This is a genomic window from Marinobacter sp. SS13-12 (genome assembly GCF_030227115.1).
In the GTDB taxonomy this organism is placed as follows: domain Bacteria; phylum Pseudomonadota; class Gammaproteobacteria; order Pseudomonadales; family Oleiphilaceae; genus Marinobacter.
The window spans coordinates 636,424-650,148 of sequence record NZ_JASSUA010000001.1; the positions used below are offsets into that span (position 1 = coordinate 636,424).

9 protein-coding genes and 2 riboswitches are annotated in these 13,725 nt (G+C 59.0%); of the genes, 8 read left to right on the plus strand and 1 reads right to left on the minus strand.

The annotated features are described in order from the left end of the window. The first annotated feature begins 48 nt into the window (after window positions 1-48). The 4 genes from glmS to QPL94_RS02925 all read left to right on the plus strand — a co-directional run bounded on the left by glmS (window position 49) and on the right by QPL94_RS02925 (window position 6,101). Entirely contained in the window at window positions 49-1,881 is a 1,833-nt protein-coding gene (gene glmS / locus QPL94_RS02910; protein ID WP_285355387.1) for a glutamine--fructose-6-phosphate transaminase (isomerizing), read from the plus strand. A gap of 75 nt (window positions 1,882-1,956) precedes the next feature. Continuing rightward, window positions 1,957-2,055: riboswitch (glycine riboswitch) on the plus strand. Window positions 2,056-2,218: 163 nt separating this feature from the next. Then, window positions 2,219-3,433: a D-amino acid dehydrogenase gene (locus QPL94_RS02915; RefSeq protein ID WP_285355389.1), complete on the plus strand. Its 1,215-nt coding sequence runs from the start codon at window positions 2,219-2,221 to the stop codon at window positions 3,431-3,433. A 200-nt stretch (window positions 3,434-3,633) separates the two neighbouring features. Then, the gene (nhaB, locus tag QPL94_RS02920) at window positions 3,634-5,139 is read left to right on the plus strand and encodes a sodium/proton antiporter NhaB (protein WP_285355391.1); all 1,506 of its coding nucleotides are present in this window, start codon (window positions 3,634-3,636) and stop codon (window positions 5,137-5,139) included. Window positions 5,140-5,249: 110 nt separating this feature from the next. Further along, on the plus strand, window positions 5,250-6,101 hold the full coding sequence (locus tag QPL94_RS02925; RefSeq protein ID WP_285355393.1) for a substrate-binding periplasmic protein: 852 nt from the start codon (window positions 5,250-5,252) through the stop codon (window positions 6,099-6,101). Here QPL94_RS02925 and QPL94_RS02930 read toward each other — a convergent pair. Further along, the gene (locus QPL94_RS02930; RefSeq protein WP_502881506.1) at window positions 6,098-6,829 is read right to left on the minus strand and encodes a DUF3047 domain-containing protein; all 732 of its coding nucleotides are present in this window, start codon (window positions 6,827-6,829) and stop codon (window positions 6,098-6,100) included. The two genes, QPL94_RS02925 and QPL94_RS02930, sit on opposite strands and share 4 nt — an antisense overlap. A gap of 74 nt (window positions 6,830-6,903) precedes the next feature. Continuing rightward, window positions 6,904-7,099: riboswitch (cobalamin riboswitch) on the plus strand. 216 nt (window positions 7,100-7,315) lie between these two features. Between QPL94_RS02930 and QPL94_RS02935 the strand changes: the two genes are divergently transcribed. The 4 genes from QPL94_RS02935 (at window position 7,316) to QPL94_RS02950 (ending at window position 13,703) form a co-directional block, all read left to right on the plus strand. Next, the gene (locus tag QPL94_RS02935; protein ID WP_285355395.1) at window positions 7,316-10,078 is read left to right on the plus strand and encodes a ribonucleoside-diphosphate reductase subunit alpha; all 2,763 of its coding nucleotides are present in this window, start codon (window positions 7,316-7,318) and stop codon (window positions 10,076-10,078) included. A 125-nt stretch (window positions 10,079-10,203) separates the two neighbouring features. Next, the gene (locus QPL94_RS02940) at window positions 10,204-11,253 is read left to right on the plus strand and encodes a ribonucleotide-diphosphate reductase subunit beta (RefSeq protein WP_285355397.1); all 1,050 of its coding nucleotides are present in this window, start codon (window positions 10,204-10,206) and stop codon (window positions 11,251-11,253) included. A gap of 25 nt (window positions 11,254-11,278) precedes the next feature. Beyond that, entirely contained in the window at window positions 11,279-11,791 is a 513-nt protein-coding gene (locus QPL94_RS02945; protein WP_285355398.1) for a Mut7-C RNAse domain-containing protein, read from the plus strand. 22 nt (window positions 11,792-11,813) lie between these two features. Then, the gene (locus QPL94_RS02950) at window positions 11,814-13,703 is read left to right on the plus strand and encodes a monovalent cation:proton antiporter-2 (CPA2) family protein (RefSeq protein WP_285355399.1); all 1,890 of its coding nucleotides are present in this window, start codon (window positions 11,814-11,816) and stop codon (window positions 13,701-13,703) included. Window positions 13,704-13,725 lie beyond the last annotated feature (22 nt).

The following is a 13,725-nucleotide window of genomic DNA, read 5'->3' on the forward strand; positions in this document are numbered from 1 at the left end:
TCAAAAGCCGCAACAGGCTTCAGTACATTCGGAACAGGTGACAGGTATATGTGTGGAATTGTAGGTGCAGTATCGGAAAGGGACGTTCAGGGTATTTTGCTGGAAGGACTGCGCCGCCTGGAGTACCGGGGTTATGATTCAGCGGGGATGGCCGTTATTGACAGCAATCACGCCATTAACCGGGCGCGGGAAGTGGGCAAGGTTGCCGCACTGGCCGACGTCATTAGCGGCGAGGGCCTGGAAGGTGTTGCCGGCATTGCCCATACCCGTTGGGCCACCCATGGTGAGCCTTCACAGGTCAATGCCCATCCGCACATGTCTGGCGAGCGGTTGGCCATCGTCCACAACGGTATTATCGAGAACTACCAGGAGCTGCGAGAAGAGCTCAAAGCCGAGGGCTTTGAGTTCACGTCCCAGACCGATACCGAAGTGGTCGCCCACCTGATCGAAAAACAGTACCGCCTGAGCAATAGTCTTTACCAGGCAGTGAGCTCCGCCATCGAACATTTACGCGGCGCCTTCGCCCTGGCGGTGATCCATGCTGACGAGCCGGATCACATGGTGGTTTGCCGTGAGGGCAGCCCGCTGGTAGTCGGTGTGGGCATTGGCGAAAACTTCATTGCCTCTGATCAGTTGGCACTGCTGCCGGTGACCGATCGCTTCATGTTCCTGGAAGAAGGCGACATTGCGGATATCAGTCGTGACCGCATCGAGATTCACGACCGCGACAAGCAACGGGTGGAGCGGGCGATCACCCGTTTCGAGCACAGCTCGGACGCCGCCGAAAAAGGCGAGTACCGTCACTTCATGCTCAAGGAGATCCACGAGCAGCCACGGGTCATCCGTGCCACCACCGAAGGCCGGGTAACCAACACCCGCGTGCTGGAGCAGGCTCTTGGTACCCAGGCCGGCAACCTGCTGGAAAATGTACGGCATGTCCAGATCATCGCTTGTGGTACCAGTTATCATGCCGGCATGGTGGCGCGCTACTGGATAGAAGATCTGGCAGGCGTGCCCTGCTCCGTGGAAGTGGCCTCCGAATTCCGTTACCGGAAGCACGTTATCCAGCCCGATACCCTGTTCCTGTGCATCTCCCAGTCCGGCGAAACGGCTGATACCCTGGCAGCGCTGCGGCAGGCCAAGAAGGCCGGTTTCCGTGCTGCCATGGCCATCTGCAACGTGCCCGGCAGTTCCCTGGTGCGGGAATCCGATCTGGTGATCATGACCCAGGCCGGCCCTGAAATCGGTGTGGCTTCCACCAAGGCGTTTACCACCCAGTTGACCGCGCTGCTGATCTTTACGCTGGCACTGGCACGTCATAACGGCCTTGAAGAAGCGCGGGAGGCCGAAATTGTTGAAGCCATCCGTCTGATTCCCGGGCAGGTGGAACAGGTGCTGGCCCTGGATGCCGAGATCGTCGAGCTGTCGAAATCGTTCATGGACAAGTTCCACAGCCTGTTCCTGGGCCGTGGTGCCATGTTCCCCGTTGCCCTCGAGGGCGCCCTGAAGCTCAAGGAAATCTCCTACATTCATGCGGAAGCCTATCCGGCCGGTGAGCTCAAGCATGGCCCGCTCGCCCTGGTGGACGGGGATATGCCGGTCGTTACGGTGGCTCCCAACAACGAATTGCTGGAAAAGCTGAAGTCCAATCTCGAGGAGGTCCGTGCCAGGGGTGGCGAGTTGTTTGTATTTGCCGACCAGGGGGCGGACGTCAAAGCCCAGGACGGCATCCACGTGATGTCGCTGCCGTCGGTGCACCCTATCACCTCCCCAATTGTCTATACGGTGCCGCTGCAGCTGCTGTCGTATCACGTGGCGGTATTGAAAGGCACCGACGTGGACCAGCCCCGCAACCTGGCGAAAAGTGTCACAGTCGAGTAGCTGGCCGGGGTAAGAGTGTTCAAACCGCCGGAGTTTTGCTATTTTCTGTAGCAGACTCGCATTGATTGCAAAACAGAGGTGTTAGCGGGAGAGACCGAGCCACATCACAGTGTGCTCGGCGCCGAAGGAGCAACTGCCCCGGAAACTCTCAGGCAAAAGGACCGCTAACATGAAGACTTTCCGAAGAGCTGTCGACGACTGCGTCCGTTGGCACACCGAAGGAGCAAGCGGCCGATTTCGCTGAAACGGCGCGTGAATCTCTCAGGTCCAGAGACGGAAGGGGTGCTTTCTATCATTCTGTGTAGAAAGGAAACCCTGGGCGCCCCTGGAGATCGCTATGAAGCGAATTGCTGTTATTGGCGGTGGTATCACCGGTATCACAACCGCTTACACTCTGGCCAAGCGTGGCCTGGATGTCACCGTTTACGAAAAACACCGTTATGCAGCGATGGAAACCTCCTTCGCTAACGGTGGCCAGCTGTCGGCCTCCAATGCCGAGGTCTGGAACAACTGGCAGACCCTGATCAAGGGTATGAAGTGGATGTTCCGCCGTGATGCGCCGTTATTGGTGAACCCCAAACCTTCCTGGCACAAACTGAGCTGGTTTGCCGAGTTTATTGCCGCGATTCCCCAGTACGAGAAGAACACCACCGAAACGGCTCGCATGGCGATCGCCGCCCGTGATTACCTGTTTGCATGGGCGCAAGAGGAAGGTATCGACTTTGACCTGAAAAAGCAGGGAATCCTGCATATCTATCGGGACAAGGCCGGCTTCGACCACGCTGCCAATGTCTCGAAACTGCTGGCCGCCGGCGGCCTTGAACGCCGGGCGGTCACTCCTGATGAGATGAGCTCGATCGAACCGACGCTGGCGGGCCGCTATTACGGTGGTTTTTTTACCGAGAGCGATTCAACCGGTGATATCCACAAGTTTACCAACGGGCTGGCAGATGCGATCCAGCGCCTCGGGGTCAAGACCTTCTATGGGCACTCCGTGACCGAACTCAGTGCCGATCAATCCAGTGCCTGGGTAACCTCCCATGACGGCGAACAGCAAACCCGTGACACCTACGATGGCGTGGTGATCTGTGCCGGTGTGGGCAGTCGGGCGCTGGCGGCGAAGCTGGGTGATCGCGTCAATATTTACCCGGTCAAAGGCTATTCCATTACCGTTGAGCTGGACGACGAGGCCTCTCAGGCTGCGGCACCGAGCGTCAGTCTGCTGGATGACGCCACCAAGATCGTCACCAGCCGGCTGGGTGATGACCGTTTTCGTGTCGCGGGTACAGCAGAATTCAGTGGTTATAATCGCGATATCCGGGATGACCGGATTCGGCCGCTCACCCGCTGGGTAGAGCAGTGTTTCCCCGGCGTCTGTACCCGGCGCGTGGTGCCCTGGGCGGGGTTGCGCCCCATGCTTCCCAACATGATGCCACGGGTCGGGCCAGGCCGGTTGCCTACGGTATTCTATAACACCGGACACGGCCACCTGGGTTGGACCCTCTCGGCGATTACAGCCGAGATGCTGGCCGAAGCCGTTGCTGGAAAATAAAGTCGCTCAAGGCTCTGTCTTTTAGTAATATTACGAAACTTTTTGGGGTGGTCGTTCGGCTGCTCTTCCTTGTCGCGTGTAAGACCAAATAGTCACCTACCCGGTACCTTAGATGGATTACCGGGTACGTAAATATCAAGGAAGATAGGGGCCGGTTACCACATACTGTCACTCGCCCGTTGACTCAGAAGATTCCTGCAATGCCCACTACCGTTTTCTCTGGTTTTACCCACAACTTCCTGGGTAATGCACCCGCCTGGTACAAACAGGTCATCATCCTTTTCCTGATTGCCAATCCCCTGATTCTATGGACTCTTGGACCAGCCGTAGCTGGCTGGCTTCTGGTGGGCGAATTCATATTTACCCTGGCCATGGCGCTGAAGTGCTATCCCCTGTTACCGGGTGGCCTGCTGGCGACCGAAGCCCTGCTGATCGGTATGACCACGGCGGACGCGGTGTACCACGAAGTACTGGTGAACTTCCCGGTTATCCTGCTGCTGATGTTCATGGTGGCGGGTATCTACTTCATGAAAGAGCTGCTGCTGGTGACCTTTACCCAGATATTGGTGGGCGTGCGCTCGAAATCTGCGCTTTCATTGCTGTTCTGTGCCGCTGCCGCCCTGCTTTCGGCATTCCTGGACGCGCTGACCGTTACCGCCGTGATCATCAGCGTCGCCGTCGGCTTCTATTCGGTGTACCACAAGGTAGCATCGGGCAAGGGCTACCAACACAAGGACCATAACGCCAACAGCGATGAACAGGTGATTGAGCTGCATCGCGAAGACCTGGACAGGTTCCGGGCATTCCTGCGCAGTCTGCTGATGCACGGTGCCATCGGCACCGCGCTGGGCGGGGTGGCCACCATGGTGGGCGAGCCCCAGAACCTGTTGATCGCCAAGGTAGTGGGCTGGGACTTTGCCAGCTTCTTTTTGCATATGGCGCCGGTCAGCCTGCCGGTGCTGGCTGCAGGTCTGACTACTTGCTGGGCGCTGGAAAAACTGCGCTGGTTTGGCTATGGCGCCCGCCTGCCGAAACCGGTGCGCCAGGTGCTGGAGGAATTTGCCGACAACGAACGTACCAAGCGGACCAAGGCCGACCAGGCTGCATTGTGGGTGCAGGCAATGGCTGCACTGATTCTGGTTATCGGCCTGGCCTTCCACCTGGCGGAGGTGGGGCTGATTGGTCTTCTGGTGATCATCCTTATCACCTCGTTCACCGGTGTTACCGACGAGCATCAGATCGGCAAGGCATTCCAGGAATCCCTGCCCTTTACCTCGCTGCTGGTGGTGTTTTTTGCCATCGTCGCCGTCATTCACGAACAGCACCTGTTCAAGCCGATCATCGATTTTGTACTCAGCCTGCCAAAGGATCAGCAGCCGGGCATGTTCTTTATTGCCAACGGATTGCTGTCGATGATCAGCGACAACGTGTTCGTGGCTACGGTGTACATCAGTGAAATCAAACAGGCACTGGATGCCGGCAGTATCGACTACGAGCACTTCCAGGAACTGGCCATTGCTATTAACACGGGTACCAATCTGCCCAGTGTCGCCACGCCTAACGGACAGGCGGCGTTCCTGTTCCTGCTGACGTCTGCCATTGCGCCTCTGGTGCGTTTATCCTACGGGCGGATGGTGATCATGGCATTTCCCTACACGATAGTGATGGGTGCTGTAGGCCTGTTCAGCGTTGTCAACCTGGTTTAGAGTCAGCCGACGCTCGTGCTGGCGGAAATTGTTGCCTTGCGGACAGTGCATTCCTGTGCAGGTCTGTTACTCTTTTTAGAGTGGTAACAAGACAATGGCCAGCGGCAACGATGACAATAACAGCCAGAATTCGGACCAGGCTTTCCTGCGATTTCCTGTATTGCGGGGAGGATTCGATTGTCCGCCCATTGGCCTTTGCATTATTGGTTTCCCTTTGCCTCGCTGTTCTTGCCGGCCCTGCTCAGGCCCAGCCGACCCGCGACACCCTGATAGTGGGTTACGTGGATGTGCCTCCCCTGGCTTATGAGGGTATCGATGGCCGTGCCGAAGGCGTGTTTATCGATCTGACTCGCCGTGTGGCCGACGAAGCAGGATACGATGTGAATTTCCGGTACCTTCCGGTGAGTCGCGCCTATTATTACCTGCGCACGGGCGGCATCGACATCTGGCCCGGCGTTACCGACGTTCCTGCCCTTGAAGGCGAAGTTCTGGAGAGTTTTGTAAGCCCGCTGCCGTTCCAGCTCAGCGCCTGGGGAATAGGAAGTATGCCGCCGGTTTCGCACTTCAATGATCTGAAGGACAAGACCCTGATTCTTATTTCCGGCTACACCTATGGTGGCCTTGCTGACCGTCTGGCACGCACTCCTGGAATATCGATCACCGAGGCCCCCAACCACCAGGCTGCCGTGGCAATGCTGAACCGCGGGCGGGGCGACTATCTGCTGGATTATCAGGACCCGGTAAACGTCGTGCTGGAGGAGTTCCCGATCCGTGGTATTCGCGAGTATCCTGTGCGCACCCGGAATGCTGCCTGGGTGTTCTCGCTGGCTAATCCGAGAAGCGCTCAGTTGCGGAACGAGTTTGACGATGCTTACCTGCGCCTTGCAGAACGCGGTGAGGTACCGCAACCCAGGGTTTTGAGCGAAGGGTTTCTGCTTCCGGGACTGGCCGATCTGCTTTAGGGCCTGACTAACTGAACGTCGCCGTACCTGGCAGTAGCGGATCCCCCGGTGTTGTCGGAATCCGACATGATGGCGACCCCCACCAGCTTGGGTGGTTTGCGGCCAAAGGCAGCTTTATAATCCGCCACAATATCCCGCTCCACGGTGACCCAACTGCCGGTAGTGTCCGCCCCGGAACTCACCGCCACCATCATCGTGGTATCGGTGAAGGGGTTGGCGACGATCTCTCCCACCGGCAACCGATTGGCCCAGATATAGTTCAGGGCGTTGCCCGGTAGTTCCTCACCGAACACCACCTCCACCGCCTTGCGCCTGGCGCGCTCAAAAAAGCCGGCTTCTTCGGGCTCGAATTCAAACGCCACGTAGATGCGGGCGGGGTAGTCATCACCGTCCTTTCTGCGGGCGTCGCCCTGCTCAAACACATTCGACACCTTCCAGCGCCAGCGCAGGATCAGCGAGTCCCCGGGTTCCACCGATACGCGAGCAATGAGCCCGGAGGCGCTGTTATCGGTGGTCGCTTCGACAACCTGTTTGCCGTTGTCGTCAACCAGCTGGTAGCGGCTGTGGCGGTCGATATTGGGAAATTCCAGCGGCTCCCAGCCATCCTCCAGAGACGTCATCTCAGAAAATGGTGTTATCAGCGAGTTGTCCGCGTTGTCCGCGTGCACCTGCGCCAGCGACATGGACAGGATCAGGGATGCCAGTAAGTATCTGCATGCGTGGTTCATGGTGCCCTCCCGAGGTTCCGATTACTGACCGGCAACCGGTAAAAAAGTGCCTTGTCGTCATTGATATTACTGTATATAGTGTTTTTGTCCTTGGTTAAGTACCAGATATGGTACCGGGAATCCGGTGAGAATCCGGAACTGACGCGCAGCGGTATTGGGGAACAAGCGTGGCACAAAGACACTGGTTAACACCGGGAAGTCGCCACGCAAGGCCGAACCACACGGTTCACGCCCCTGAGTCCGAAGACCTGCCAGGGATACAACTGCACCTTCGCGTATAGGGTGAGCAGAATCGTAAAACCGTAGGTCGCCCCTGTAGGTCGGATTAGCGAAGCGTAATCCGACAATGAAACAAGCGTTTACCAGGTTGTCGGATTACGGCTTCGCCTAATCCGACCTACGTTGTCATGGGTTTACGGCCGGACCCTCCGATTCTCTCTGCCTGCGCGAAGGACATGGAAACAACGCGTATTCAGGAGAACCGACATGTCCACCTCCCTGGCCGAGCCCGGCCAATCAGCCACATCCAGCACCGCCTCCCTGCAGGTTATTAAACGCAACGGAACCCTGGTTGGATTTGATCCTGCCAAAATCAGCGTGGCCGTCACCAAGGCTTTCCTTGCCGTGGAAGGTGACGAAGCCGCCGGCTCAGCCCGTATCCACGATGCCGTGGAGCGTGTCACCCGGCAGGTTATCCAGGCCATCAGCCGCCGCCTGAAAGCGGGCGGCAAGGTGCACATCGAAGACATCCAGGACCAGGTAGAACTGGCATTGATGCGGGCGGAGGAACAGAAAGTTGCCCGCGCCTACGTACTCTACCGCGAAGCCCATGCCCAGGAGCGTGCCAGCCTGGCACCGGTGGAAGCCCACCCCACGTTGACGGTAAAAAAAGCCAACGGGGAAGTGGCAGCGCTGGACCTGGGGCTGATGAAAGCCCAGGTGAAACACGCCAGCCGGGGATTGGAGGGTATTAACGGCGAATCCCTGGTGGAAGGAGCGCTGCGGAACCTGTACGACGGCATTGCCGAGAAAGAAGTCATCTCCGCCCTGATCATGACCGCCCGCGGCCGCATTGAGCAGGAGCCGGACTACAGCACGGTGACCGCTCGCCTGCTGCTGGAACAACTGCGGCTGGAAACTGCCACCGTCCTGGACCTGCCTGCCAGTCTGCCGCTGGCAGAGATTTATCCACAGGCCCTGAGCGCGTTTATCGACCAGGGCATCCGCTATGAGCTGCTGGACGAGGCCATGGCGACGTTTGATCTGAAACGACTGGGCGCTGCCCTCCAGCCGGAGCGGGACGACCAGTTCGGTTTCCTTGGTCTGCAGACCCTCTACGACCGCTACTTCGTGAAACGGAACGACGCCCGGCTGGAACTGCCCCAGGTGTTCTTCATGCGCGTTGCCATGGGCCTGGCCCTGAAGGAGGACGATCCGAATGCCCGCGCCATCGACTTCTATGACCTGTTGTCTTCCTTTGATTACATGGCTTCCACGCCAACCCTGTTCAACAGCGGCACACAGCATTCCCAGCTTTCCTCCTGTTATCTCACCACCGTGCAGGACGACCTGGAAGATATCTACGGCGCCATCCGCGACAACGCCATGCTGTCGAAATGGGCCGGCGGCCTTGGCAATGACTGGACTCCGGTTCGCGCCATGGGCTCCCACATCAAAGGCACCAACGGCAGCAGCCAGGGCGTGGTGCCATTCCTGAAAGTGGTCAACGACACTGCCGTGGCGGTGAACCAGGGCGGCAAACGCAAGGGCGCGGTGTGCGCCTATCTGGAAAGCTGGCACCTGGATATCGAGGAGTTCCTGGAGCTGCGCAAGAACACCGGCGACGAACGCCGCCGTACCCACGACATGAACACCGCCAACTGGGTGCCAGACCTGCTCATCGAGCGCATGCGCGAAGACAAAGACTGGACCCTGTTCTCCCCCAGCGACGTGCCGGATCTTCACGATCTGTATGGCAACGCCTTCCGCGAGCGCTACGAGCACTACGAAGCGCTGGCGGAGCAGGGCAGAATCAAACTGTTCAAGACCATTCCCGCCAAACAGCTCTGGCGCAAGATGCTGACCGTGCTGTTCGAGACCGGCCACCCCTGGATCACCTTCAAAGACCCCTGCAACCTGCGCTCGCCCCAGCAGCATCAGGGTGTGGTACACAGCTCGAACCTGTGTACCGAAATCACCCTGAACACCAGCGCTGACGAAATCGCCGTGTGCAACCTGGGCTCCATCAACCTCGCCGCCCATATCCGTGATGGCGAGCTGGACGTGCAGCGCCTGGAACGCACGGTGAACACCGCGGTGCGCATGCTCGACAACGTTGTCGACATCAACTACTACGCCGTACCCCAGGCCAGGAACTCCAACCTCAAGCACCGCCCGGTGGGCCTGGGGCTGATGGGCTTCCAGGACGCGCTTTATCAGCTCAACCTGCCCTACACCAGCCCGGAAGCGGTGGAATTTGCCGACGTGGCCATGGAACAGATCAGTTACTTCGCCATTCGCGCCTCCGCAACCCTGGCGGGCGAACGTGGTGCCTATGAGACCTACGAAGGCTCGCTCTGGCAACAAGGCATCCTGCCCATCGATTCCATCAACCTGCTGAAACAAAACCGCCGTGACGGGGATCTGAGTCTTAACACCGACAGCCGCCTGGACTGGGCCCCGGTGCGGGAGCTGATTGCCAGGAACGGCATGCGCAACAGCAATGTCATGGCCATTGCACCGACGGCGACCATCTCCAACATCGTGGGGGTGTCCCAGTCGATCGAACCGGCGTACCAGAACCTGTTCGTGAAATCGAACCTCTCCGGCGAGTTCACCGTGGTGAACCCTTCCCTGGTGCGTGACCTCAAGGCCGGAGACCTGTGGGACAACGTGATGGTCAACGACCTCAAATACTTCGACGGCAGCGTGCAGCAGATCGACCGCATTCCCGATGAACTGAAAGCCCGCTACGCCACCGCGTTCGAAATCGACCCCCGATGGCTGGTGGAAGCCGCCGCAAGACGCCAGAAATGGCTCGACCAGGCCCAGAGCCTGAATCTCTACATGGCCGAACCCAGTGGCAGGAAGCTGGATGCGCTGTATCAGCTGGCCTGGGAAAGGGGCCTGAAGACCACCTATTACCTGCGCTCGTTGGGCGCCACCGGCGCAGAAAAGACCGCCCCGGTAGCGGCGCCGCAGCCGCAGGTGTGCAGTATTGACGAGCCGGATTGCGAAGCCTGCCAGTAACCCACAGGGCGCACCCGTAGGTCGGATTAGCGAAGCGTAATCCGACAACAGAGCCAGCGCATATTCCAGTGTCGGATTACGCTTTGCTAATCTGACCTACGAAAACCAAATTCAGAGGTAATCACATGCTCAACTGGGACGACGAACCAACCACCCAAACCACCCCCCAAGGCCCGGCCCCCGTCAATGCCGACGACAAACGAGTGGTCAACGGCGAAACCGACATCAACCAACTGGCGCCGTTCAAGTACCCCTGGGCCTGGGAGTACTTCATGAACGCCAACAAGAACCACTGGACGCCGCTGGACGTCAACATGGCCCAGGACGTCCACGACTATCACCACCGCCTGTCCGCGCCGGAGAAGCACGTGTATGAAAACGTGCTGGCCTACCTCACCACCTCCGACATCCTCGCCATGCGCAACATCGGCCTGGCGGTGATGGAGAAAATGAGCGCGCCGGAGCTGCAGATCTACCAGGCGCGGCAGGTGTATGAGGAAGCCATGCACACCTGGGCCTACCAGCACTGCATCGAAACTCTCAACCTCGACCAGAGCGAAATCTACAATCGCTACCGCGTGGTGCCCGCCATCAACGGCAAGATCCAGATGGCCAACCGCCGCCTGGACGCCGCCATGCGCTCCGACCTGAACCTGCGCAACCGGGACGACCTGCAGGAATTCATCATGTCTTACCTGTTCTTCGCAGCGGTCTTCGAAGGCGCCTGGTTCTACAACGGCTTCAGCCCCATCTTCGCCCTGCAGCGCCGGGGCCTGATGCGGGGCACTGGCGAGCAGCTGCAGTACATCCTGCGGGACGAGGCCATGCACTTTTCCTTCGGTCTGAAAGTGGTCAACCAGATCCTCGAAGAGGAAAACATCACACTCGATCCGAAAGCCGTCAGAGACATGTGGGACGAGTCCGATGCCGCCGAAACCGCCTACGCCAACTACATTCTGCGCGACCCCATCCTCGGCTACTCCGCCGAGTACCACAGCGAACAGTTCCGCTTCGTGGCCAACCGCCGTGCCAGAACGGTGGGCCTGGAGGAGCCGTTCCCGGGGGCAAAGAACGTGTCGCCCTGGCTGGATGAGCAGGCTACCATGCGTAAGGAGAAGAACTTCTTTGAAACCCGGGTGATCGAGTACCAGACCGGGGCGCAACTGGAGTGGTAGCCGGTAAGGGTCCGGCCAGAATGGTATGAAGTTGATTGAAGGCAGCTTGTGTTCGCTGGCGCCATTGCGCTTTCTGTGTGACGAGATGTTGATCAACGTGGCGCAGTGGCTGCGGGTAGCCGGGTACGACACCTCCTTGCCAGCCCCGGGCTCGCCAGACAGGCATTTGGTGGATCGCTCCCGCGCTGAGCAGCGATGGCTGGTAACCGCGGATGCGGACCTGCTGGAGTTTGTCTGCGCGCCTTTCTATGTGCTGTATCTGTCGGGTCCGGATGACCAGGCCCGGCTGAAGGAGCTGACTCTGCGGCTGAATCTGGATTGGTGTTTGGCTCCGTTCAGCCGCTGTAAAACTTGCAATACCCCGCTGCACACCGCCAGCGAGCTGGAGAGACAGCTCTTTCACCCGGGGGTGCGCGGGGTAAGCAACGAGGTGGTTTGGGCATGTGCCACCTGCCGTCAGCTTTACTGGGAAGGAAGTCACGTGCGGCGTATGCGCAGCAGGCTGGAAGCGATGAACTCCTGGCGGGACGCACATTGATCATACGTAAGGACGAAGCGGAATGACTGAATACTTTATCCAGGCGTTTATCTATCTGACCGCTGCGGTTATTGCCGTGCCGATGGCAAAACGTCTGGGGCTCGGGTCTGTGCTTGGCTATCTGGTCGCTGGTGTGGTGATTGGGCCTGTGACCGGGCTGGTGGGGCAGGAAACCGCCACCATTCAGCACTTCGCCGAGTTTGGCGTGGTGATGATGCTGTTTCTGGTGGGTATGGAGCTGGACCCGAAATCCCTCTGGGCCATGCGTGTCCGTTTGCTCGGGCTTGGTGGCCTGCAAGTGGTGCTGACTTCTGGCGCCGGTATGGCCATCGCCTGGTGGTTGGGGTTGCCCTGGCAAACCACCATTGCAGTGGGCCTGATCTTTTCCCTGTCTTCCACCGCCATTGTCCTGCAAACCCTGAACGAGAAGGGTCTCAGCAAGACAGAGGGAGGCCGTGGCGCCTTCTCGGTGCTGTTGTTCCAGGATATCGCCGTTATTCCCATGCTCGCCGTCATTCCCCTGCTGGCGGTGACCGGCCTGGCGGCAGTTGGCGCATCCGAAGCGGATTCCCACAGCGCTTTCAGCCTGGTGGCGGACCTGCCGGGCTGGGCCCATGCGTTGGTGGTGATCAGCGCAGTGGCCACGGTAATCGTCGGTGGTCACTACCTGAGTCGACCGCTGTTCCGTTACGTGGTGCAGTCCGGTATGCGTGAGGTGTTTACGGCCACAGCCCTGATGCTGGTGATTGGCATCGCTGCGTTAATGAGTGTGGTCAACCTGTCGCCAGCCCTCGGCGCTTTCCTGGCAGGTGTGGTGCTGGCGAACAGCGAATTCCGTCACGAGCTGGAGGCCAACATCGAACCCTTCAAGGGACTGTTGCTGGGGTTGTTCTTTATCACCGTGGGTGCCGGTATCAATTTCGAGGTGCTGGCGGCGCAGTGGGGCACGGTTCTGACCCTCGGGCTGGTGGTGATCGTGGTGAAGGCCGCCGTGCTGTTGATTCTGGCGCTGCTGTTCGGGCTACGCGGCCGGGATGGCTGGCTGTTTACCCTGGGCCTTGCCCAGGCCGGCGAATTCGGTTTTGTGTTGCTGACCTACAGTATGCAGAACCGGGTTATCCCGGCGGATATCGCCCAGGTACTGGCCCTGGTGGTGGCGCTGTCCATGTTCCTCACGCCGCTATTGTTCATCGCCTATGACCGGCTGGTTTTGCCACGATACCGTGACGCCCGGAATGAGCAGCGGGAAGCGGATACCATCGAGGAACAGGCCCCGGTAATCATCGCTGGTGTCGGGCGTTTTGGGCAGATCGTATGCCGGTTGTTGCGTGCCAGTAAGGTACCTATCGTGGCCCTGGACCTGGCCCTTGACCAGATTGAAAACCTGCGCCGCATCAATATCAAGAGTTACTTCGGTGATGCCAGCCGAGTGGGGCTGCTTGAGACCGCGGGCATCGCCAATGCGCGCCTGCTGGTAGTGGCCATAGACGACCGGGACCGGGCAGTGGCTCTTGTTCACCACGTCAAGCAACACTACCCCGGTGTCTGGGTGCTGGCCCGGGCCTTTGACAGAGGCCATGGCTATCAGTTGCGCCAGGCCGGCGCCGATGATGTGGTCAGCGAAACCTATCATTCCGCCCTGGAGCTGGGCGGCCATGCCCTGACCGCGTTCGGCGTGCACCCGTTGCGGGCACGGCAGATGACCTGGGCCTTTATCAATAATGAAAAGGCCCACGAGGATGATTTGTTCGATGCCTGGAAGGACATTGAAGAGGGAATCCGTTTCAGTCCCCGTTACAGCGAATTGTTCATGAAACTGGAAGATACCCTGGGTCACGTCATGCAACAGGACTGGCAGCCACCAAGTAAGGAGGACGTTCCGCTGTGGTCGCCTCCGAAGACCGGAGAATAAATCCAGGGATCAGCAAGGAATA